The 23,909-nt window shown below is 56.6% G+C and carries 17 protein-coding genes, 1 tRNA gene and 3 pseudogenes; 6 read left to right on the top strand and 15 right to left on the bottom strand.

Annotation, left to right across the window (positions count from 1 at the left end; translation table 11 throughout):
• Complete coding sequence (locus tag ACZ1G5_RS17485; protein ID WP_472734052.1) at positions 1 to 969, top strand: glucokinase; 969 nt, start codon at positions 1 to 3, stop codon at positions 967 to 969.
• Here the strand turns inward: ACZ1G5_RS17485 and ACZ1G5_RS17480 are convergent.
• The 4 genes and pseudogenes from ACZ1G5_RS17480 to guaB all read right to left on the bottom strand — a co-directional run.
• Positions 966 to 3,263: an ATP-binding protein gene (locus ACZ1G5_RS17480; protein WP_472734370.1), complete on the bottom strand. Its 2,298-nt coding sequence runs from the start codon at positions 3,261 to 3,263 to the stop codon at positions 966 to 968. The genes ACZ1G5_RS17485 and ACZ1G5_RS17480 overlap by 4 nt on opposite strands.
• A 148-nt stretch (positions 3,264 to 3,411) precedes the next feature.
• A complete protein-coding gene (locus ACZ1G5_RS17475) occupies positions 3,412 to 4,137 on the bottom strand; it encodes an RsmB/NOP family class I SAM-dependent RNA methyltransferase (protein ID WP_472734051.1) in 726 nt (241 codons plus the stop codon).
• Positions 4,134 to 4,571, bottom strand: coding sequence for a hypothetical protein (locus tag ACZ1G5_RS17470; RefSeq protein WP_472734050.1), 438 nt, complete (start codon positions 4,569 to 4,571; stop codon positions 4,134 to 4,136). Before ACZ1G5_RS17470 ends, ACZ1G5_RS17475 begins: the two co-directional genes overlap by 4 nt.
• 6 nt (positions 4,572 to 4,577) lie before the next feature.
• Positions 4,578 to 6,017 (bottom strand): annotated as a pseudogene (gene guaB / locus ACZ1G5_RS17465) (IMP dehydrogenase); the annotation flags it as partial.
• Between the two features lie 664 nt (positions 6,018 to 6,681).
• On the opposite strand from guaB, the pseudogene ACZ1G5_RS17460 reads away from it, so the two are divergent.
• Both ACZ1G5_RS17460 and ACZ1G5_RS17455 read left to right on the top strand, forming a co-directional pair.
• Positions 6,682 to 8,743: pseudogene (locus ACZ1G5_RS17460) on the top strand (ASKHA domain-containing protein).
• Positions 8,744 to 9,279: 536 nt separating this feature from the next.
• A tRNA-Gly gene (locus ACZ1G5_RS17455) sits at positions 9,280 to 9,353 on the top strand.
• Between the two features lie 57 nt (positions 9,354 to 9,410).
• Here ACZ1G5_RS17455 and ACZ1G5_RS17450 read toward each other — a convergent pair.
• The 11 genes from ACZ1G5_RS17450 to ACZ1G5_RS17400 form a co-directional block, all read right to left on the bottom strand.
• The gene (locus ACZ1G5_RS17450; protein ID WP_472734049.1) at positions 9,411 to 11,171 is read right to left on the bottom strand and encodes a putative bifunctional diguanylate cyclase/phosphodiesterase; all 1,761 of its coding nucleotides are present in this window, start codon (positions 11,169 to 11,171) and stop codon (positions 9,411 to 9,413) included.
• Between the two features lie 124 nt (positions 11,172 to 11,295).
• Entirely contained in the window at positions 11,296 to 11,844 is a 549-nt protein-coding gene (locus tag ACZ1G5_RS17445; protein ID WP_472734048.1) for an A24 family peptidase, read from the bottom strand.
• Positions 11,845 to 11,897: 53 nt separating this feature from the next.
• Positions 11,898 to 13,499: a glucose-6-phosphate isomerase gene (gene pgi, locus ACZ1G5_RS17440; protein WP_472734047.1), complete on the bottom strand. Its 1,602-nt coding sequence runs from the start codon at positions 13,497 to 13,499 to the stop codon at positions 11,898 to 11,900.
• A gap of 2 nt (positions 13,500 to 13,501) precedes the next feature.
• Positions 13,502 to 14,173, bottom strand: coding sequence for a 6-phosphogluconolactonase (pgl, locus tag ACZ1G5_RS17435; RefSeq protein WP_472734046.1), 672 nt, complete (start codon positions 14,171 to 14,173; stop codon positions 13,502 to 13,504).
• A gap of 79 nt (positions 14,174 to 14,252) precedes the next feature.
• Entirely contained in the window at positions 14,253 to 15,707 is a 1,455-nt protein-coding gene (zwf, locus tag ACZ1G5_RS17430) for a glucose-6-phosphate dehydrogenase (protein ID WP_472734045.1), read from the bottom strand.
• A 70-nt stretch (positions 15,708 to 15,777) separates the two neighbouring features.
• Complete coding sequence (locus tag ACZ1G5_RS17425) at positions 15,778 to 16,365, bottom strand: HNH endonuclease (protein ID WP_472734044.1); 588 nt, start codon at positions 16,363 to 16,365, stop codon at positions 15,778 to 15,780.
• A 135-nt stretch (positions 16,366 to 16,500) separates the two neighbouring features.
• Positions 16,501 to 17,223: a GGDEF domain-containing protein gene (locus ACZ1G5_RS17420; RefSeq protein WP_472734043.1), complete on the bottom strand. Its 723-nt coding sequence runs from the start codon at positions 17,221 to 17,223 to the stop codon at positions 16,501 to 16,503.
• Positions 17,224 to 17,323: 100 nt separating this feature from the next.
• Entirely contained in the window at positions 17,324 to 17,992 is a 669-nt protein-coding gene (locus ACZ1G5_RS17415) for an alpha/beta hydrolase (protein ID WP_472734042.1), read from the bottom strand.
• Entirely contained in the window at positions 17,989 to 18,633 is a 645-nt protein-coding gene (locus ACZ1G5_RS17410) for a DNA-3-methyladenine glycosylase family protein (protein ID WP_472734041.1), read from the bottom strand. Before ACZ1G5_RS17410 ends, ACZ1G5_RS17415 begins: the two co-directional genes overlap by 4 nt.
• Positions 18,615 to 19,337, bottom strand: coding sequence for a cobalt-precorrin-6A reductase (locus ACZ1G5_RS17405; RefSeq protein ID WP_472734040.1), 723 nt, complete (start codon positions 19,335 to 19,337; stop codon positions 18,615 to 18,617). Before ACZ1G5_RS17405 ends, ACZ1G5_RS17410 begins: the two co-directional genes overlap by 19 nt.
• On the bottom strand, positions 19,334 to 20,383 hold the full coding sequence (locus tag ACZ1G5_RS17400; protein ID WP_472734039.1) for a cobalt-precorrin-5B (C(1))-methyltransferase: 1,050 nt from the start codon (positions 20,381 to 20,383) through the stop codon (positions 19,334 to 19,336). Before ACZ1G5_RS17400 ends, ACZ1G5_RS17405 begins: the two co-directional genes overlap by 4 nt.
• A 98-nt stretch (positions 20,384 to 20,481) precedes the next feature.
• Here ACZ1G5_RS17400 and cobA point away from each other — a divergent pair, with 98 nt between their 5' ends.
• The 3 genes and pseudogenes from cobA (at position 20,482) to ACZ1G5_RS17385 (ending at position 23,909) form a co-directional block, all read left to right on the top strand.
• Positions 20,482 to 21,333, top strand: a complete 852-nt coding sequence (gene cobA / locus ACZ1G5_RS17395; RefSeq protein ID WP_472734038.1) for a uroporphyrinogen-III C-methyltransferase — start codon at positions 20,482 to 20,484, stop codon at positions 21,331 to 21,333.
• 69 nt (positions 21,334 to 21,402) lie between these two features.
• Positions 21,403 to 22,652 (top strand): annotated as a pseudogene (locus tag ACZ1G5_RS17390) (cobyrinate a,c-diamide synthase).
• 42 nt (positions 22,653 to 22,694) lie between these two features.
• On the top strand, positions 22,695 to 23,909 hold the full coding sequence (locus tag ACZ1G5_RS17385; RefSeq protein ID WP_472734037.1) for an MFS transporter: 1,215 nt from the start codon (positions 22,695 to 22,697) through the stop codon (positions 23,907 to 23,909).

The following is a 23,909-nucleotide window of genomic DNA, read 5'->3' as shown; positions in this document are numbered from 1 at the left end:
ATGGCCCACCCAAAAGACACCTATTCACTTGTTGCAGATATTGGCGGTACGAACACCCGGGTGGCGCTGGCCAATAGCGGTGCGTTGGTCGACGGCACGATCCGCCGCTATCGCAACGTCGATTTTCCGGGACTTGAATCGGTCTTGCGCCGCTACATCGATGACGAAGGCGGTGTCGATCCTGTTGCGGCATGTGTGGCTGTTGCGGGGCCCGTGCGCGATGGACGTGCAACATTGACCAACCTCGACTGGACGATCGACAAAGACACGCTGGCCCGCGCGACAAAGGCGGAAACAGTCGCCATTCTGAACGACCTGCAGGCACAGGGGCATGCCTTGGGGCATATCGCCTCTGAAAAAGTCCGGACAATCCTGACCGGCCCGGAAAGCAACGCAAATGCCGCGAAGCTGGTCGTCGGCATCGGGACTGGATTTAACGCAGCACCTGTCTTTGACCTGGAACATGGCCGTATCGTGACCCCTTCGGAAAGTGGGCACGCCAATCTGCCCATCCGCAATGAGATGGAACTGCGATTATGCCAATTCGTATCCACCGCACACGGGTTTCCGGCGGTCGAAGATGTGCTATCCGGTCGCGGCCTTGAACGCGTCTATGCGTTTCTGGGTCAAGAAGCAGACGACCCGCGCGAATGCGCCGCCCACGATATCATGGAGGCCTGCGCCGACGGCACCGACCCGCGTGCGGCGGAAGCGGCGCAGCTGTTTACGCGCATTCTGGGCACTGTGTGCGGCAATCTATCCTTGATCCAACTGCCGTTTGGCGGGGTGTATTTGGTCGGCGGTGTGGCGCGCGCATTTGCGCCGCATCTGACCCAGTTTGGGTTTGGCGACGCCTTCCGCGACAAGGGCCGTTTTGCTGGCTTCATGAGCAACTTTGCGGTGCATGTGGTCGAGGATGACTACGCAGCGCTCACCGGGTCGGCTGTTCATCTGGCGGCTTTGGCTTAAGCCATTGCCGACACCGGCACGGGAGGCGCTTGCAGCTGATCCTGTACCGTTTCTGTCAAAGCCTGAAGCGAAAAGGGTTTTGGCAGGAAAACGGCCCCGATCACCTCTGGCTGGCCATCGTCAAAAGCATCTTCCGGGTAACCAGAGACAAACACAACCTTGGTATCGGGTCGCTCTTTCAGGGCTTGCCGCACCCAGGTTGGGCCATCAAGACCGGGCATAATCACATCGGTCACAAAAATATCAACATGCAAGTCAGCATTGCCGAGCATTTCAAGCGCAGCCTCCGCACAGTCCGCCTCCAAGACGGTGTAGCCACGCAATCGCAGCGCACGTGACGCAAACGCCCGAACCGGGGCCTCATCCTCGACCAAAAGAACGACACCATCGGCGCTGGTTTTGATATGCCGGGCCGTGGGGCGTTCGATCACCGGTTGCACATCGCCTTTTGGCGCGTGGCTGGGAAAATAAAGCGAAAAGGTTGCCCCCTTCCCCACTTCTGTATCAACAAAGATATAGCCACCTGTTTGCTTGACGATCCCGTAGGCGGTCGACAGCCCTAAACCAGTACCTTCGCCTGTGCGTTTGGTGGTGAAAAACGGTTCAAATATCTTTCCGATCTTGTCCGGTGCGATCCCTTTTCCTTCATCAATAACCTTCACCAGCACGTAGTCTCCGGCAGGCACAGTTGCACGGTCGCGGTGCAATGCTGACTTGAGCGTGGTGTTTTTGGTCACAACCCGAATTTCACCGGCACCGTCCATTGCATCACGCGCGTTTACCACAAGGTTCATGAGCACCTGTTCAAGCTGGCGTTTGTCCGCCTGAATACGCGCCAACTTACTGTCGTGGTCCAGCGTCAAGGACACTTTTTCACCAACAAGCCGGTTCAGCAGATGGGTTAGGTCGGATAACGTGTCGCGCAGATCAATGGTTTCGGGTTGCAGGTTTTGCTTGCGTGAAAAGGCAAGCAATTGCCCGACCAAGCTTGCTGCTCGGTTGGTGTTTTGATGGATTTGGATCAAATCGCCATAGTTTTGATCGTGTTCGTCGTTGTTGCAAAGCAAAAGTTCACAGTGCCCCGAAATCGCGGTCAGCAGATTGTTAAAGTCATGCGCAACACCGCCTGCCAATTGCCCGATTGCCTGCATCTTCTGGCTCTGCACAAATTGCGCCTCCAGTGTCTTAAGCTCGGTCACATCATTCAGCACAGCGATCAGGTGCAGGTCATCGCGCGCACCTGCGGTATTCAAAGTCACCTGAACAAAGGTGTCCTGTTTTTCGCCGCGCCCGTGCAAGAACTGCGAGACATGTCCGCCATGACCAGAGAGCGCTTCTGCAAGCCAATCGTTGATCGGTCGACCGGTGCCATCAAGCACATCAGACAACAACCGCCCCTTCGTTGAGCCAATATTGAGCAACTGTCGCGCTTCGCGGTTTGAGCCTAACAAAAAGCCATCTCTGGATATCTTAAGCAGTGGCACAGGCAGATCTTCAATCGCATCCCAGCCCGCCTCCAGCTGCGGTGGCATTTGACCGGCAGCAGCCCCCGGCAACAGATAAATATCGCGGGTATTTTCCTTGCCTTCGATGATCGCCACCATCATTTCGATCCGCCCCTGCGTTGCCCGCAAGCCGTGCACATGCCCTGAGCGCAGGGGGAGTTCATCGAAGATGTCTTGAATACGGTCCAACCCCCCGCCCACCAGTTTGCGAAATGCCGGGTTCATTCGCAAAACCTGCCCCTCCGGCGAAACCGTAAGGATCGGGAACACAGGTTGCTTAAAATGCTTCCCATTGCCCGTTCCAGCGACACTCAGATCGTCAAGCCACCACAGATGGCATCCATCGCTCATGATCAATAGACGCAGTCGAAAGTGACCGCCCCGTGTGACAATATCCTCAGTCTGACCGCCACCAGTCGCCGCCTGCAAAATCAGTTGCGATAGAATATTATCGGGGTTCGCCAACATGGTACCGAACACCTGCCCCAATGCGACACCTTCGACATCGCCAAACCGTTCGACGGCTGGACCGTTGGCGTAACGAACCATACCGACACCATTGGTGACAAAGCCAATGCTCAGGTCATGTTTGATCATCCGGTTGGCGGTTTCACACAACCGCTGTTCGGTTTGGCGCGCAAAATGCTGAGCAACGGCAACGCCCACCGCGAGGCACAAAAGAATACCACCGCAAATGCCGAAACCGATACGCAAAGATGACAAGGGCACAATGCCTGCGACAATCAAGAAGAGACAGCCAGCAACCACCAAATGCGCCACTCGGGGCATACCCTTTGCAACAGATGCCGTGCGCATCTCAAACGATTGATCAAAGGGCACTTACGCTACCTCGTTGTTCGCCCTACACCCTATCCACACAACGATTAAGCAAACCTTAACTCTGCTTTGCAAGTCCAATTTGCACTTTTAGGTTGCGTCACTTGCGCACAAGGACACAATCAAAAAATCCATCACCGTCCGCGTCCGGCAGGCGCTGGTTCTGTCGCACAACATGCCAATTTTTGTGGATGTCGCAAAAGTCGCGAACCGCCGCTGCATTTTCATCTTGCAGCACAGAACAGGTCGCAAAGATGAGCTGACCATCGGGCGCAACACATTCTGACGCACGCGCAAGAACATCGCGCTGTAGTTGCATCAGATCAGAAAGCCGATCAGGTGTCAGACGCCATTTGGCATCTGGCGTCCGCCGCCATGTCCCGCTCCCACTACAGGGCGCATCACAGAACACGAGGTCCCATTTCGCCATCGTGGGTAGATCACGCGTCTTTACAAGCTCGATTGAAACACCCGCGCGGCGGGCGCGCGCGGGCAAATCCTGCATGCGCTGCGGCGCGATGTCATGTGCGAAAACCGTCGCGTCATGCTGGTCGGCAACCGCCAGCGCCTTACCGCCTCCACCTGCACAATAGTCCAGAAACCGGCTTCCAGCCGGAACCGCCACGCGCGCCACTGCATCCTGCGAAGCTGCATCCTGCAACTCAACCCGTCCATCCAGATAGGCGGCCGATGTCTTGACCCTTCTTGGGTTCTGGATAACTCGCAAACACCAAGATACCGTTGGATGTACGATGGTGATAACACCGTCACGCTCAAGCGCTTCTATCGCTGCATTTGTCGTTCCCCTGCGGCGATTGACCCTCAAAAAACATCGGCGCGGCCTTGCTGCGCCAACGCGGCGGCTTCTGCCTGATCACCCAAGCTAGACTGCCACTTGGGCCACAACCACTCTGGCACATCACAACGTGCATCATCGCTGAGTCCCACAGGCGATTGCAAAGCGGCCAGCTCTGCCGTCGATAACGGCTGCGGCGCATGCCCATCTCCAGAGAAAAGGGCTTGGATGTCCCATCCCTCACGCAGCGCCAGTCGCTGCATCAAGCTGCGCCCATCACCCGCACCCAAAGAACGCCTTGCCCGCAAAACGTCAAATACATGATCACGCACAGCGGCCCGGTCTTTGGAACCGGCAAACCGGCTGCCCCGCGCCCAAGCGGTCAGCGCTTGCTCTGCAGCCGCACCCTGATTGATCTGATCAAGTACCGCGACTGCGGCAGCAACGCGCGCACCAGGGGTCATCTGCCCCTAACCGACCCGGTAATTCGGGCTCTCGCGGGTGATCTGCACATCATGCACATGGCTTTCCTTCAGGCCCGCGCCCGTGATTTTCACAAAATTGCAGTTCTTACGCATCTCATCAATGGTCGCACAGCCTGTGTAGCCCATCGCCGCCCGCAGACCGCCAACCAACTGATGCACAACGGCGTGGGCAGAGCCCTTATATGGCACCTGACCCTCAATCCCTTCGGGCACCAGTTTATCGCTGGCGGCCTCTTTCTGAAAATATCGATCGGCAGAGCCACTGGCCATCGCGCCAAGGCTACCCATGCCACGGTAGGATTTGAACGAACGGCCTTGATATAGAATAACCTCACCGGGGCTTTCATCCGTGCCCGCGATCATGGACCCGACCATCGCGCAGGACGCTCCTGCCGCAATCGCCTTGGCAAAATCGCCGGAAAACTTGATGCCACCATCGGCAATCACCGGCACGTTACCGGCACCAGCCGCACAATCCATAATGGCGGTTAGCTGTGGTACGCCAACACCGGCAACCATGCGCGTTGTGCAAATGGAACCGGGGCCAATGCCCACCTTCACCGCATCCGCACCCGCACCAATCAGGGCTTTGGCAGCCTCGCTTGTTGCGATATTGCCCGCGACGATCTGCACTTCGTTTGATAGCTTCTTGGCCCGTTCCACCGCCTGAGCGACGCCTTCAGAGTGGCCATGGGCGGTATCAATCACGATCATATCGACACCGGCATCGACCAGTGCTTCGGCCCTTTCAAAACCGCTGTCACCTACGCCAGAGGCGGCAGCAACGCGCAAGCGCCCAAGATCGTCTTTGCAAGCCATCGGGTTCAGCACGGCCTGTTCGCTATCTTTTAGCGTGAGCAGCCCCGTCAACTTGCCATTGCCGTCTGTGATCAACAGCTTTTCAATGCGGCGGGACTGCATCAGCGAACGCGCCTCATCCAGATCAGCAGGCTCGCGCAGCATCGCCAGATTGTCAGTGGTCATCATGACGCTGACAGGCGTATTGTCATCCTGTGCAAAGCGCATGTCGCGATTGGTGACGATGCCAACAACCTTACCGCCCTCGCCCACGACGGGAAAACCGGTGATGCGGTAGCGATCCATCAGCGCCTTGGCATCAGCAAGGGTTTGATCAGGGCGCAGGGTGACAGGGTTATAAACGGTGCCAGAGACAAAGCGCTTGACCCGGCGGATTTCCTTGGCCTGTTGTTCGATATTCAGGTTCTTATGCACCACGCCGATACCACCGGCCTGGGCCATCGCAATGGCCATCCGGCCCTCTGTCACAGTATCCATTGCGCTAGACAAAAGTGGGATGTTCATCGCGATGGATTTTGTAACATGGGTGCGTGTATCTGCGGTCGACGGCAGGACGCTGGATGCCCCCGGCACCAACAAAACATCATCAAAGGTGAGTGCCTCGCGAGATCTCCATCAAACAGTCTCCTTTGTCGTGGTATCGTTGGCACGTCCCTATCGCATGGATGCGCGAGGTACGAAAGGGCTAAGTATCACTTGAGCCAACGTGGTGAAGAACGACGCCAGCGTAAAGAAGTTCCCGATGCGGTAACCCGGCACCCGAAAAACGACATCCGCTACTTAACGGCAAGCAAATGAGCGATAAATCCCGCTCCTGGTTACAGATTTCGGCAAATTTGCGCGGTTGCAGCTCTGCGGCAATAACCCAGCTTTGCAGATATCACGTTGAGCTTCATCATCAACGCTGGGCAGCACGAAGGGTGAAATGCTCATGACGCTCTGGCGGGATATTGCGATATACGATGTTTCCCTCGGCAGGACCTATGCCGACCATCCTCTGCCCTGGAACGCACATGAATTCCTGCCAGCTGTTGTTTGGCTGATCGTTCTGGTTTTTTATATAAGTTCGTCCTTTACCCGATGCTCGCACGACTGCGCCTGCTCGTTCAATCGCAGCGCTCCAAACCGAAAGAGTGATCAGTCTGCATCAGGGGCGTCATCAGCCAACCCTGCCTGCTCATGCCGCTGCTCATGTTCATTATGACGGATACGGGCCTTTTCTTTGGCGACCTGCCGGATACATTCAGCGTCAGACAAAACAGGCGCACAAATGTCCAACGACCCTCTCGTCATTTTCACCCCTTCCGGCAAACGCGGCAACTTTTCGGTTGGCACTCCCGTCCTGACAGCCGCCCGCCAACTGGGCGTCGATCTGGACAGCGTTTGTGGCGGGCGCGGGATCTGCTCAAAATGCCAGATCACCCCATCCTATGGCGAGTTTTCCAAACATGGCGTTACAGTTGCTGACACAGCACTCTCCGAATGGAACAGCGTCGAACAACGCTATGACGACAAACGCGGTCTGAAAAAGGGCCGCCGCCTCGGCTGCCAAGCCACGATCCAAAGCGACGTTGTCATTGACGTTCCCGCCGAAAGCCAAGTGCACAAACAGGTCGTGCGCAAACGGGCCGAGGCCCGCGATATCGTGATGAACCCCTCGACCAAGCTTTATTACGTCGAAGTGGCTGAACCCGACATGCATGACCCTTCAGGCGATCTGGAACGACTGGTCGCCGCCCTGCGCCGCGACTGGGCCCTGCCCGCACTGGAAGCAGACCTCGGTGTCCTCAAAACCCTGCAAAGCGCCCTGCGCAAGGGGGTGGAAAGTCACCGTCGCCGTCCACCTTGGCGATGCGGTTTTCAGCCCGCGGATCATCCATATCTGGCCGGGCTTCTATGATGGCACGCTTTACGGTCTCGCCGTTGACCTCGGCTCCACCACCATCGCCGCCCACCTCTGCGATCTGCAATCAGGGGAAGTTGTCGCCTCCTCCGGTATCATGAACCCGCAGATCCGCTTTGGCGAAGATCTGATGAGCCGCGTCAGCTATGGCATGATGAACCCCACCGGATCGGATGAGATGACGACAGCGGTGCGCGAAGGGATGAATGCACTCTTCGTGCAAATCGCGTCCGAGGCGGAAATTGACCGCAATCTGATCGTGGATGCCGTGTTCGTCTGCAACCCGGTCATGCATCACCTGTTCCTCGGCATCGACGCTTACGAGTTGGGCCAAGCCCCCTTCGCGCTGGCCACATCCGAGGCGATTTCACTGCGCGCATCCGAGTTAGACTTGAACCTGCACCCTGCCTCCAGCGTCTACCTGCTGCCTTGTATCGCAGGGCACGTTGGTGCAGATGCGGCTGCCGTGGCCCTGTCGGAAGCACCCGACAAATCCGAAGACCTCGTGCTGGTGGTCGACGTGGGCACCAATGCGGAAATCCTGCTGGGGAACCGCGAAAAGGTCCTCGCCTGTTCCTCACCTACCGGTCCCGCATTTGAAGGCGCGCAGATTACCAGCGGCCAACGCGCGGCACCGGGGGCGATTGAGCACGTCCAAATTGATCCGGTGACCAAACTGCCCCGTTTCCAGGTTATCGGGTCCGAACTCTGGTCGGATGAGGAAGGTTTCGACGCCGCCATCGCACAAACCGGCATCACCGGCATCTGCGGCTCCGGGATTATCGAGGTCATCGCCGAAATGCGCATGGCAGGTATTGTTGATGGGCCTGGGCTGATCGGATCAGCCGAGCAAACCGGATCGCCCAACTGCTTTCAGGATGGACGCACAAACTCCTACCTGCTCTTTGACGGCACCGCAGACGGCGGGCCAAAAATCACGGTCACGAACACAGACATCAGGCAAATCCAGATGGCCAAGGCCGCGCTCTATTCAGGCGCAAGATTGCTGATGGACAAGTTTGGCGTCGACACCGTGGACCGCGTCGTGCTGGCGGGTGCTTTTGGTGCACATATCAGCCCGAAGCACGCGATGGTGCTGGGGATGATCCCCGACGCGCCACTGGACAAGGTGACAAGTGCGGGCAACGCGGCTGGCACGGGGGCACGGATCGCGCTTCTCAACACCCAAGCCCGCGCCGAGATCGAAGAAACGGTTCACAAGATCCACAAGATCGAAACTGCGATTGAACCGCGGTTTCAGGAACATTTCGTCAACGCTTCAAACATCCCCAACGCGGTGGAACCTTTCCCGATCCTCGAAAGCATCGTGACCATCCCGCAGGTCAATCACAATCAAGGCGGTGGTGGCGAAGGTGGGCGTAGGCGGCGTAGGGCGCGGTTAGTTCCTGATGCGGACCTAAAAACTTGACCAAAGAAAGTTTAGATGCTCAACTTAAACGGTATTTATTGTTGTGAGAAACCGTGCAAGTAAACGTCGTCTGCCCGCATTGCGAACAACAACATCTGTACAAAATTGACTACGAAGGCGGTCACACGCTTATCTGCAAGCCATGCCGAGAAACATTCGACACAATTATCGGCACAAATCGCGCAAAAAGGTCGCGAGGACAAAAGTCATCTAACAGCCGCGCCTACAGCATAAGGTACACTATTGAAGGTGAAGACAACTTCATAGAGTTTGATAGCAATAACTATCAGGACGTCGAATTGAGATCCAAGGACATGTTTGTTCTTAGCTCTATTGAGGGTCAAATCAGAATTCTCCAGAATCTAACTGTTGCAACTTATTGGAACGTAAATACGCCGGCTAAAGGCTGCCTAGCGCTAGTTCTGGCCATTAGCTCAGTGCTGTTTCTACTACCTTCAATCGCCCAAATCACCTAAACGGTCGATTTGATTGATCTTGACGTTCTCGAGCACGGTAGCTACGCCATCTCTACAGGTGCGGGTATGGTGAAAAGGTATCACGAAAGCTTCCCAAGCTTCAGTTACGGGTTCGATTCCCGTTACCCGCTCCACCTCAAAATGCCATTCTTTCGACAGTGGCGCGTCGCACCGGTCTTTCACACCATTCTCTAACTCGCCGTCGAACTGGTCAGGTCGCTGCACGTCGACAAGATCCAGCTGAGCGCGTCGTCAAACGCCAGAGGTTCACAATAAAGATAGCCTTGCAAGCAGTCAGGCGCGATGATCTTGAGGATCTCAGCCTGTTCCGAGGTCTCAGCCCCTTCGACAGTCGTACTCAATTCAAGCTCCCGACACAGGTCAACAACAGCCCGCAGGATTTTTTCGCCCGAGTTGGAGCTGGTCAGGCTTCTTGTCAGCGAACGATCAATCTTGATGCCGTCCACAGACAACTTGGAAAGGTGCACAAGACCGGCATGACCGCTGCCAAAATCATCAAGCAACAACCCGAAACCGGCCAAATTCAAATCTGTTAAGGCTTGCACCGGTCGCGTTTCATGGCCAAGTACTTCAAACGCAACGGTTTCAAGAACTTCTATGACAATATCGCCGGGCCGAAGTCCATGCGCTGCGACCGCATCATGCAACACCGCCAACAACCGGGGTTCAAGAAGAAATGCAGACGACGCATTAAAGCTGACACGGACCCCAACCAATCCACTTTTATTCAGACGCTGCTTGGCATGCAAAGCAGCTTTCATCGCAAGCAAATCAATCTTGGCCAGCAGACCGAGGCCTTCTGCGAGTTGCAAAAATTCTGATGGATCAATGAAACCTTCGGTGGGATGGTCCCAACGAGCCAGCGTTTCAATGCAATCGACACGCTGACCATCAAGGCTGGTGATCGGCTGAAAATGGAAATCCAGTCCGCCGGCAACGACCGCGTCTTTCAGATCGGCGGACAGACGTGTGGCGCGGGCATAGCGCTCCTGCAGCTTTCTATCAAAGCGTGAAACACGACCGCGACCACGACGCTTTGCGTCATAGAGGGCGAAATCAGATTGCAGCAACAGCTCTTCAACACGATTGACATGACCGTCCGAGATAGTGGCACCCATACTGGCGCCGCAATGGATCATACACTGTTCGATGAAAAGCGGCTGATTGACGGCCTGAAGCAGCGGCTCAGCTATTTTGTCGAGGTCCAAATTGCACGCCAGGCCCGGGCAAACGATAACAAATTCATCACCACCCAGTCGCGCAATGACGTCACCTGCCCGCAACTGTGTACGCACCCGTGCAACAACAGCAACCAGAACGGCATCACCAATCAGGTGACCGTGTGCATCATTGATGAGTTTGAAGTTATCAAGATCAAGATGGATAAGGCCGACTTTGCGCCCTGTGTGTCGGGCATGCTCTAATGTCGTTTCGATATATTTCGTGACCTCAGATCGGTTCACGGCCCCCGTCAGTTCATCATGCGAGGCAAGGTAGGCAAGTTCATGTGACGTGGCCGCCAATGCACGCTCTTTTTGCACCATTTCCGTCACATCATAGCAAACGACCACAACCAGCGTTTCGCCTTCAGCCGGTTCGTAGGCGCTGGCACTCAGGCGCACCCAGATCGTCGTACCATCACTGCGAATGTTCTCGCGGATCACATCACGTTCCCGGCCCATCGTATTGGGATCATAACGAAAACTAGCAATTCTTTCGGCGCTCGGCCGTTTATGCTCCGGTACAGCAAATTCGAGCGGCGATCGTCCGATGATCTCTTCCTTGGATCGTTGGAACAAGTTCAGATAGGCTGTGTTGGCCCAGACAACTTTTGCATCAAGTGTCAGAACAAGAAGACCGGCATGTGCGGTTTCGGCGATGATTTGATGAAAGGTCTGATCATCATACTCAAACGTATCAGTCGTTTTCATGAGTAGATATGATCCTGTCCCGTTGGCTGCACTTTCAACTGTCGCCCAAATGTCTGGCAGGCAGGCAGAATGCTACCTCCTCTGAGATTGAGTCAGATTGGTTAACGAATTGTTAACGGTGGCATCAATCGCGAGCGAATGCTGGCGAATATGCTGCACAGCACCCGCGTTGAAAGCAACGCGTTGACCCGAAACACGGGTCAAAAGACCTATCGCTAAAGCAAAAGAGTGCGGCAAGGCCCGCAATGCCAATCGGCAGGCTCATCGGCAAAACGGGTTTGGCCCAAATAAACCAGGCGCTGTCCTCATTTGCAAAGGCTTTGCGTAGTTGCACGATGAGAAATGACACTACAAAAAGTGCCGCCATAAAGACGAGAAGCGTGTTCGCCCCCTTCTCAAAGGGCACAAAAAGGGCAAGGCCTGACATAAGCTTGACCGCACCAGCACCGAACCCCGCAAAGATATAAAGCAACAGGCCGACGGCAAAGACCGCAGCACCAAGACCGGCTTGCCAGTATAAGGGCGTGCGATCCTCAGCCAACGCAAGCAAAGCGACGAAAAGAACAACCGGCAAAAGGGTCAGCCAATTCGGAATGCGACCGAACCTGATTTCCAGCGCCATCGCCGCAATCAATACGGCGGCCATTACGAAGGGTACATATTGCGCAATCATGGCGTCGGTCCTTTGAACTTAGTCTTCAGCGAACTTATGCCAAAAGGCGCGCATTAAGACACCCCATGCGAGCGCAGAAATTCAACAAGTGCGGCAGTTGAGCCATCTTTGTCTGCTGCACTCTGTTTGCCTTCGATCACGGGTTGCAGCGCTGTTGCCAGTTCTTTGCCCAATTCAACACCCCACTGATCATAGGAATTGATACCCAACACAACGCCTTCGACAAACACACGATGCTCATACAGTGCCACGATCTGACCAAGCACCTCTGGCGTCAGCTTTGGGTAACTGATCGTGACGGATGGGCGATTGCCGGTAAAGACCCGGTGGCGCGCCTGACGCTCCAACTCGGGACCCTCAAACTTGTCAGCGACCTTGGCGCGCGCCTCATCCAGTGTCCGACCACGCATCAAGGCCTCGGATTGGGCCAGACAGTTGGCGACAAGTAACTGGTGCTGATGATGCAGGTCATCTTCATGGCCGCGCGCGGCAACCAAAAATTCACACGGGATCACCCGCGTACCCTGATGGATCAACTGATAAAAGGCGTGTTGGCCATTGGTCCCCGGCTCACCCCAAACAACGGGGCCGCTTGGCACAGCCAGTTCGACGCCGTCGATATTGACACCTTTGCCGTTACTTTCCATTTCCAGCTGCTGCAAATAGGCAGGCAGGCGTGCAAGCAGGTTGTCATAGGGCAGAACTGCGCGCGTGGCATGACCGCACACCTGATTGTGCCAGATGCCCACCAAAGCGAGCATGACCGGAAGGTTGTCTTGCCATGCGGCAGCCTGAAAATGCCGATCCATCGATTGTGCGCCCCGCAGGAATGCACGGAATGCATCCGGTCCAATCGCGATCATCAACGACAGGCCAATCGGCCCCCACATCGAATAACGGCCTCCGACCCAATCCTCGAAACCAAAGACGCGGGAAGGATCAATGCCGAAGGCGGTCGTCTTTTCCTCTGCGGTTGAGAGGGCGGCGAATTGTGCGCCCGTGTCCGTCACAGTTTGCGACATCCACGCTTGGGCGGTGCGCGCATTTGTCATGGTTTCAATCGTGGTAAAGGTCTTTGATGCCACAATGACCAGCGTTGTGGTCGGGTCGCAGACACGCAACACGCCAGCAACATCCGCAGGATCAACATTGCTTACAAAATGGCACCGTGGGCCGTCATGGTATGGTGCCAATGACTGTACCGCCATTGCTGGCCCCAGATCGGAACCACCAATCCCGATATTGATCACATCGGTAATCTGACCACCCTGCCCCGCAAAAGCACCGCTGCGGACATCATCAGCAAAGCGTTCCATGCGTGATAGCGTTTCCAGCACGCCGGGCATCACATCCTTGCCATCCACAACCACGGGATCATCGTCGAGGTTGCGCAGCGCTGTGTGCAGCACGGCGCGCCCTTCGGTTTCGTTGATGGCTTCACCGGCAAACATGGCATCGCGTTTGGCAGCAACACCTGTCTGATCCAGCAGCGCGATCAGTAACTTGCGACCTTCGGTGTCGATGTTGGTCTTGGCATAGTCCAAACGCAAGTCGCCCATTTGTGCCGCGAAATCCGCAGCACGCGCAGTATCTACCAGCGATTCAAAGCGACGGCCGGCAACCTTTGCCTGATGTTCCTTCAACATGTTCCACATGCTTAACGCTCCGCCCAATGAACAATTGAACCGTTCAACACGGCAGCGACAGGTGCCTCTTCCGGTGGAAGGTTTCGGGCCTTCTCAAGCGCTGCGCGCTTTTCGGCACCGACAATGACAATATGGCGGCTCATCGCGGATTTCAGAACTTTGGCAGAGAGGGTGATCCGTGGCTCTGGCGCCCCCGGCGCGCGCATGGCAACCAGATTATCGTCACCGTTGAGCGCATGCGCCAACTGATCCGCACCCGGGAAAATCGAGGCGGTGTGCATATCAGCGCCCATACCCAACAACATCACAGATACCGGCAGCTCTGGCTCAAGCGCTGCGGCCAAATCGGGCAGTTTCTCTTCCGGCGTTTCGGCGTCCGCATAGAGCGGTACATAGGTAGCATTTGCCGCACGTTCCACAAGCAGCCGCTCGCGCAACAAACGCGTGTTCGAACGGTCCGATGTCTCGGGCACCCAGCGTTCATCGGTCAACATGACATGCACCCGGGACCAATCCAGATCAACAGCGCAAAGACTGTCAAAAATAGGGCCCGGCGTTGTGCCACCCGGCACAGCAAAAGACGCATGATCATGGACAAGCAAGCAATTCTTTAGCTCGCTGGCAAGTGTGTCGGCCAAGTCCATCATCATCATTTCGGCGTCGGGATAATCGACGATCTTCATCTTTGCAGCCCCCTTATTCGTGTACCAAGTGTACGTACGCTGTATGTACGGCATATGTACAGGTTCTGTACGGCGCGGTTCAGACCTTGATCTCGCGCCATTTGCGCCCATCACGGTGCATCAACATCATCGCATCCTCTGGCCCAGCGGATCCAGCGTCATAAAGCTTTGGCACATCATTGCGCGCCTCCCACCCTTCGATCAGCGGATCGGTCCATGACCAAGCCGCCTCGACTTCGTCACCGCGCATGAACAAGGTCTGATTGCCACGGATCACATCCATAATCAGGCGCTCATAGGCGTCTGTGACGTCCTCGGCATCATCGCCCAAAGCCTCGGCAAAGGTCATATCCAAAGGCACATCAATCAGGCGCATGCCGCCGGGGCCCGGTTCTTTGATGGTAACTTGTAAATCCATACCTTCGTTGGGCTGCAACCTGATGGACAATATATTGCGATGCCGCGCCTCATCACCTTCGAAAATCGTATGGCCAAGGTCTTTAAATACAACGGTAATTTCCGATGATCGGGCCTTCATACGCTTGCCAGTTCGCAAATAGAATGGCACACCGGCCCACCGCCAATTCGCAATATGGCAGCGCATCGCGATAAAGCTTTCGGTAAAACTCCGCTCGTTTTCCGCATCTGTCCGGTAGCTGGGGCCATCAGGGCCCGCATCATATTGCCCGCGGACAATATGATGATGATCAACGGACTGTAACGCCCTGATAACCTTTAGCTTTTCGTCACGCACGGCGTCCGCTTCAAACTGTCCGGGTGGTTCCATTGCGATCAGACACAACAGCTGCATCAGGTGGTTTTGCACCATGTCGCGCATAGCACCTGACTTGTCATAGTAGGCGCCCCGCCCACCAACACCGACAGTTTCCGCCACTGTGATCTGAATATGATCGACGTAGTGATTGTTCCAAAGCGGTTCAAACAGCATGTTACCAAAGCGGACGGCCATCAGGTTCTGGACCGTCTCTTTGCCTAAATAATGGTCGATACGATAAATCTGACGCTCCCGGAAATGGGCCGCCAGCGTTTCGTTCAACGTGCGCGCACTCTCAAGATCGCGGCCAAATGGCTTTTCAACGACAATCCGACTTTTGCTATTGGCGATTTTGTTCTTGTGCAGCCGTTCAGCCAAATCACCAAACAGCGATGGCGCCACCGAAAAATAGAATGCCTGCACAACATCTTGCCGTACGATCTTAGCCAACTCAGCCCAACCACCGTCACCACGCGCGTCTATGGCGACGTATTCCAGTTGCTTAAGAAAGGCGCCTAAGCCTTTCTTGTTAGTTGCTTCTTCGCCTCCAAATTCAGCAACGGCATCCGCAATGAGCTGACGGTAACCGTCTGCGTCCAACTCGGAACGCGCAGCGCCAATGATCCGAGACCCCGCCGGCATCTGTCCAGACAGAAATCGCCGAAACAGGCCGGGCAGAATCTTGCGCCGGGCCAAATCGCCGGTGCCACCGAAAATCACAAGATCGAATTCTTCGACCGGAATGACGCGAGAAACCATAAGTCAACTCTCCTATGGACAGGTACGTTAGCGCTAACGCCCACTCACTACCCCGCCAGCAAGATCAAGTCTAGGCTTCGAGTTCGGCATCCCAATAAAGAAAGTCCACCCAGCTGTCGTGAAGGTGGTTTGGTGGGAACTTTCGTCCCACATTGTGCAACTGCGCCTGCACGGGGCGACGCGGCGGTTTTTGCAGATGCATCCCGCATTGCTTGAGCGAGCGTGATCCTTTGCGCAGATTGCAGGGCGAACAGGCCGCTACGACATTTTCCCAACTTGTGATCCCACCGCTAGCGCGCGGCACGACATGGTCGAAGGTCAAATCACCACGCGCACCACAATATTGGCAGCAAAACTCGTCGCGAAGGAACAGATTGAACCGCGTAAAAGCGACCTGCTTTTGCGGTTTGACATAGTCTTTGAGCACGACAACCGACGGGATTTTGATGATGGTCGATGGGCTGCGCACCACCTCATCATATTCGCTGACGATATCAACGCGGTCCAGCCAAGCGGCCTTGACAGCCTCTTGCCAGGGCCAAAGTGACAATGGGTAGTAGGACAAAGGACGATAATCCGCGTTCAGCACTAACGCCGGATAGTGTTTGAGCGCGCCGGGCGCGCGCACGAAGTCAGTTCTGAAATCCGTCTGCGTCATAAATCACACCCCAAGAAAGGCTGTGCGGGAGCAGTCAAAGCGGCAGTCCCGCATTCTTCTTAAGTAAGACTATATATCGCGTCAGTAATGTGACAACCCCCAGAATATGCGATAAAAAGTGAAGGCCTAGACCGCTTAGGCAGCCAACTGCTCGTCCGAGGTCATGACCTGAGCACGGCCACGCGCCTTGGCCCGCAAAAGTGCCGCCTCCGCACGTTGCATCAGAACTGTGAGTGGCGTTTGTCCATCTGCCATAACAACACCGACGGACATCGTTACCTCGAAACGGGTGGTACCGGTTGTCACCTGGATACCCTGCGCCAAACGTTCTGCCACAGAGCGACCAGAATCCAGAGCCGTACCAGGCAAATAGACCGCAATCGTTGCCCCATCAATCCGGCCTACGATATCCGTTGTGCGGGTGACTTCGCGCAATCGGATCGCCAATGCCATCAGACATAAATCACCGGCGTGATGATCATGTTGGGCGTTGATCTGCCCCAGCCCATCAATGTCCAGCATCATCAACACACCAGTTTGTTGCAATTTGCGTTCGGTACGTCTGATAAATGGGACGCGCTGTAGCAGGCCAGTCATCTGATCCGTTTGACTGGCGTCAATTAGTTGAACACGCAAACGACCCATGTCTGCCATGATGCCGGTCGCGACCGCGTACAACGGCAAGCCAATCATGACCATCGCACCGACATAATCGCGCGTCACGCCGTGAAACGCGTTGTCCTGCAAGACGTCATGCGCAAAGACAGTGCCTGCCACGCCCAATGCCAAAATGACATAACGTATTGCCCAGCCAAGCCGGTTCTTCGGGCCCAAAAGTGAAACGATAGGGCTATGCATGACGATGCTCGCACTGACAGAAGGGAGAAAATTCCCTTTGCCGACGGTCACATAGAATTTGTAAGGAACACTTAACAGAAGACAACAAATTACCCTCCGATTAGCTGAGCCCCAATCTGTCGCGCATAAACGCCAAGGCTACGGAAAGACCGTCTGGCGCAATGCCATGGCCGGTACCCTTCATTATATGAGCATACACCTCTTTCCAACCCGCTTCTTGCAAAGCTTCTGCCGCAGCAGGCAATGACTGTGGCGGAACAACATCATCCTGATCCCCGTGGATCAATAAGACCGGCGGGCGGCTTTGCGTTTCATCGGCCAACAACTCAGGCTCCAGCAAGCGCCCTGAAATCGCGACAATCCCAGCGATCGGGTCTTCACGGCGCGGGACCACATGCAGGGCCATCATGGTGCCTTGTGAAAACCCCAAGACCATCACCTGTTCCGGCAAGAGATCCTCATCCACCATCACACCATCTAGAAATGCATCCAGATCAGCGGCGGCGCGTTCAAGACCCAGCTTGCTTTCCTCCTCGCTTGATCCATCAATCCAAGGGATCGGGAACCATTGCCGGCCCATCGGTGCGCCAAGGCATTCTTCGGGGGCATCGGGTGAGATGAACAAAGTGTCGGGCATATGTTCGCCCAAAGGATCAGCCAATCCAATCAGGTCAGCCGCATTGGCCCCATAGCCATGCAGGAAAACCACGCATGATCGAATTTCGCCGGAGACCGGCTCGCGCCGTTGTGCGTCTAGTGCCCGTGTCATCTGATGCCTTCTCGTTGTTTGTGATGCTTGTAGTAGGCCCACATGATCCGCGCTGCAACCGACCGCCACGGCGACCACGCTTCGGCCATCACGCGCAACTCCTTTTCTTTGGGTCGTTCGGGCAGATCAAAGATCAGTTTTGCCGCTTCTTGCAACGCCAGATCACCCGGCGCAAAAACATCCGCCCGCCCCAGTGAAAACATCACGTAAATCTCGGCCGTCCACGCGCCAATCCCCGGAACCGCCGTCAAGGCCTTGATCACCTGATCTGCAGGCAAATTACGCAACGCTGCATAATCTATATCCGCCCCCGCCAACGCATGCGCATACCGCGCCTTTTGCTTGCTCAATCCAAGCGCGCGTAACGCGTCATCACTGGCTTGCGCCACGCTTGCTACATCAATCATGTCAGCGTCCCGCAACCGCCCCCAGATCGCAGCGGCCGAAGCGACACTGACCTGCTGGCTGACAATCGCGCTCAAAAGCTCTGCAAAGCCATCAGGCTTCAGGCGTAAGGGCAACGGTAGCAGTCCATCCATCGCCCGCGCGATGCGCGGATCAGATCGGCACAACCAAGCAGCACCTTCGGCCACACAAGCATCCGAACGGATCACCAGCTCCTTCACAACGCGTGCACCCATGCGAGGGCCGCATCAACCGTTTCAACCACTGGCCAATCGCCCCGTTTGGGACGCGCAATCATCAAAACAGGGATACCCAGCAGCCGCGCGGCTGTCAGTTTAGTGCGGCTAGGTGCACCGCCCGCGTTCTTGACGACCAAATATTCGACGCCCAGCTTTTGAAACAAGGCAACTTCGTCTTCGACCGAAAACGGCGGTCTGCCAACAAGGAAGCGCCCACCGACAAAGGGAAAGGCATGCTCCGGCGGATCAATCTGGCGGCAAATCACCTCGCACCCTTCAAGGTTGGCAAAGCGGTCCAGCGTCTGCCTGCCCGTACCCAGAAACACGACGGCGCCACGATGAATATGATCCGCCGCCTCGGCTTCACTGGCAATCTCAGTCCAGTTATCACCGTTTTCAGGCTGCCAGCCGGACCGCAAAAACTGCACATACGGCACATCAGCGCTTTGGCAAATCTGTGCGGTCCGTTCAGAAATGCGATGCGCAAAAGGATGGGTTGCGTCCAGCACGGCCGAGATACCAGCCTCCTGCATATACCGGGAAAAACCGTCCTCCCCGCCAAACCCGCCAATCCGTGTCGGCAGTGGCTGTTTGTCGGGGTTCCGCGTGGCCCCCGCAAGCGAAATCACCGCGTCCGTGCCTTGCAATTGTTCCGCAATCTGGCGCGCCTCGCCTGTCCCACCAAGCAACAATAGAGTCATGCGCCCGCCCGTGCGATGATGTCACCCTTGCGGTCAATGACGACAATATCAAAGGCAATCCCCGCCTCGCCAAAGCGCCCTTGCACCTGCAACAGCGCAGTCTCGGCCACACGCGCCGCCAAAACAGGCCCCGCAATCTCATAAGCCTCCAGCGCTGTGTTCGCACCCGCCACACGTGGCTCATCCGCCATCGCAGCCAGCCGCGCAAAGTCGACCTGACTGCGCCCTGAATGCAGATCAACGGCCCCCTGCGCCAGTTTGGTCATCTTGCCAATGCCACCACCAATCGTGACCCGGGCAATCGGGTGTTTCACCAGATACTTCAGCATGCCCCCCGCAAAATCACCCATATCCAACATCGCATGATCCGGCAGGTCATAAAGCGCCTGCACCGCAGCCTCGGACGTGGACCCGGTGCATCCAGCCACATGGACCAGACCATCAGCGCGGGCCACATCAATCCCACGATGGATCGACGCAATCCATGCAGCGCAGCTGAACGGACGCACAATCCCCGTCGTTCCAAGGATCGACAGACCACCTGCGATCCCCAAACGAGGGTTCCATGTCTTGCGCGCAAGCGCCTCGCCACCGGGCACTGAAACCGCGATCTGCACATCAGGGGCACGATCAAACTGCGTCGCCATCTCCTGCACAACATCCGTCATCATCTGACGCGGCACAGGATTGATCGCAGGCTCGCCCACAGCAATTGGCAAACCGGCTTTGGTCACCGTGCCAACACCCTCACCGGCGACAAAAACAACACCGGCGTCAGAGGCCGATACCGTCACCACAATCAGCGCTCCATGGGTCACATCAGGGTCATCGCCCGCATCCTTAGTGATACCCACCCGCGCCCATCCATCGCCCGCCTCGGCCAAGGCCAGCGGAAAAACCGGCGTTTCGCCTTGCGGCAAGGTAATCCCAACCTCGCGCGGAAAGGTCCCGCCCCACAACTGCATCAGCGCCGCTTTGGTCGCCGCCGTGGCGCAGGCCCCCGTGGTCCAGCCCCGGCGCAATTCTGTCGTGGTCTCATCTGTCATCGGTTGCGACGATAGGCAGGCACGCCCATGACGGCAATCAACAATCCGAGGTCGTTTGTCACCTTTCCAAGTCCCGCGATCAACGGCATAAAGAATGCATGAGCACTGACATACCCCTGCCCAGCCACACATGGCCCACGCTTGAACCCGGCTGGGTCTGGCTATGTGGCGCCGGACCGGGCGATCCGGGGCTGCTGACATTGCATGCGGTCAACGCGCTGCGGCAGGCAGATGTGGTGATCTATGATGCACTGGTGCAAGAACAAATCCTCACCTGGGCACCACAAGCCGAACATATCTACGCTGGCAAACGTGGTGGCAAACCATCAGCAAAACAGCGCGACATCTCGCTGCGGCTGGTCGATCTGGCACGCGCAGGCAAACGGGTGCTGCGGCTCAAAGGCGGCGATCCCTTTGTCTTTGGGCGTGGCGGCGAAGAGGCGCAAACATTGGTGCAGCACGATATCCCCATCAGGATCATCCCCGGCATCTCTGCGGGGATTGGCGGATTGGCCTATGCGGGCATTCCCGTAACGCACCGCGATGTGAACCAATCGGTGACCTTCGTGACCGGCCATGATCAGTCGGGAAACACGCCAAGCTCACTCGACTGGGCGAGCATTTCCAAAGGCAGCCAGGTCATCGTGATCTACATGGGGATGAAACACATCGCCCAAATCGCCACGCAACTGATGGATGCCGGACGCAGCCCGCATGAGCCCGCAGCCGTCGTGACAACGGCAACAACAGATGAACAACAGGTGCTGGAAACCACGCTCGGCACAATCGTAGACGACATTGCCAACGCCCAACTGGTCCCGCCAGCGATCATCTGCGTCGGGCAGTCGGTTCTGATGCGGCAGGTGTTGGACTGGCAAAACATGGCGGCAGGCGAAGCACCACGCAACCTTGATCCATTGGGCCGTGGTCGCCCCGCAGAATCAGCTTAACGGCATGGTTTTCACTATCATCTTGCCAAAAAAACTCCCGCCGGAGGCACCCAACCGCCTCCACGCGCGATGAGCTTCATTATTGCTGCACCGTCATCCGGCAGCGGCAAAACCACCGTCACGCTCGGCCTTCTACGCGCACTCAGAAGACGCGAAGTGCCGGTCAGGGCCGCCAAGTCGGGCCCCGACTACATTGATCCGCGATTTCACGAAGCCGCCTGCGGCCAGCCATGCCTGAATCTGGATGCTTGGGCCATGACACCCGACAGGATCAAAACACGCAGCGCGGGCCCGCTGCCTTTGATCATCGAAGGGGCTATGGGCCTTTTTGATGGCGCACCGCCCGTCGGCAAGGGGGCCACCGCTGATCTGGCAAAAATCCTCAACCTCCCCGTTCTCTTGGTTATCGATGCAGCAAAGATGGCGGGGTCGGTCGCAGCACTGGCACAAGGCTTCATCCGACACGATCCCATGGTGCGTATCGCAGGCGTGATCCTCAACAACGTGGGCTCAACACGGCATGAACACATGCTAGGCCGGGCGCTGGGAGATGTACGCATATTCGGGGCAATCGCGCGCACAAAAACACTCGCGCACCCCTCAAGGCATCTGGGCCTTGTCCAAGCCCAGGAACGCCCCGATCTTGAGGCCTATCTGGAGGAGGCCGCGACGCTCATCGCGGCAAGTTGCGATCTGCCCGCGCTGCAACACATGCTGCATCCGATAAAGGCGCACAGGGCGGACATAAAACGCCCCCTCCCGCGCAAAACATCGCCATCGCACAGGACGCGGCTTTCGCCTTCAGCTATCCGCATTTGCTGCAAGACTGGCGTGATGCCGGTGCGACGTTACGGCTCTTTTCACCACTGAATGATGATCCGGTGCCGCAGGCTGATTTCATCTACTTGCCGGGGGGCTACCCCGAACTGCACGCGGGCAAGCTCGCCACAAATACGACGTTCCTGAACACATTGCGTACCAGCCAGGCACAAATCTACGGCGAATGCGGGGGCTACATGACGCTTGGCGATACGCTGACCGATGCGAAGGGGACCACGCACGAAATGGCTGGCCTGTTGCGGTTAGAAACATCCTTTGCCACACGCAAGCTGCACCTCGGTTACCGCGACCTGACGGCAACCACCGGCCCCGTGAAAGGCGCGTGGAAAGGCCACGAATTCCACTACGCCACAACGACAAGGGCCAATGGCACTCCGCTTTTCAGCGCCCAGGACGCCGAAGGAACAGCTTTGCCGCCCATGGGGCTTATCCACCACAACGTCAGCGGCAGTTTCGGACATATTATTGATGCGGCCTAACCGGGCCTTGCACCTGCCCATCGCCGGGCGTACCGATACGGTATGAGTGATATTGACGACACCAGAGCCAAACGAAACGTCGCCGTGCTGGTGCTGGCACAGGCGATACTTGGCGCACAACTTCCGATGATCTTCGTGGTCGGCGGGCTGGCCGGTGGACAACTGGCCAGCAATCCTTGCCTTGCGACCTTGCCAATATCCTTCATCGTCTTTGGGTCCATGACCACAGCGCCCTGGATCAGCCCGCTGATGCAGCGCAACGGACGTCAGTTCGGGTTCTTTCTGGGGGCTTTCGCCGGCGCTGTCGGGGCTGCCGTTTCGGCCTACGGACTTTACATCAGTTCATTCCCGATTCTGTTGGCCGGGTCCTGTCTGACCGGTATCTATATGTCGGCACAGGGCTTTTACAGATTTGCCGCGACAGACACCGCCTCTGAGGCCTTTCGTCCAAAGGCAATTTCATACGTCATGGCAGGCGGGCTATTATCGGCAATCGTGGGGCCACAGCTGAACAAACTGGTCTCAGATGCCTTTGTGATCCCGTTCCTCGGGACCTACCTCGCCATTATTGTGCTTAATCTTGTCGGCATGATGCTGTTCCTCTGGCTCGATCTGCCAAAAGGTTCCAAAACAGAACCAGAAGCGTCAACAGCCGCCGGTCGCACACGGATGGAACTCTTACGTGACCCTCGCATCCTTGTCGCGATCATCTGCGCGATGGTGTCCTATTCACTGATGAACCTTGTGATGACCTCGACACCTTTGGCCGTCGTTGGCTGCGGCTTTACGACCGACAACGCCAATGACATCGTCTCGGCCCACGTTCTGGCCATGTTCGCACCATCCTTCTTTACCGGACATCTGATCGCACGTTTCGGGGTGGAGCGGATTATGGCGCTGGGCCTCGTTATTCTGGCATTTGCCGGCGGCGTCGCGCTCTCGGGGGTTGAGTTGACCAACTTCTATGTGGCGTTGATCCTCCTGGGACTGGGCTGGAACTTTGGCTTTATCGGCGCCACCACGATGCTTGCTGGCGCACATCGCCCAGAGGACCGCGGGACAGTCCAAGGGTTGAACGATATGATCGTGTTCGGCATGGTGACGATTGCATCGCTGGCATCCGGTGGATTGATGAATTGCTCTGGCGGATCACCCGTCGAAGGGTGGAATGCAGTCAATCTCGCAATGGTGCCGTTCTTGGTACTGGCGGGTGGGTCGCTGATCTGGTTGGTGCGACAGCCTAAAATGGCGGTCTAG

The organism is Yoonia sp. JB2-21 (genome assembly GCF_055693545.1).
The sequence above is the reverse complement of the archived record's forward strand: the minus strand, read 5'-3'. Positions and strand labels throughout refer to the sequence as shown.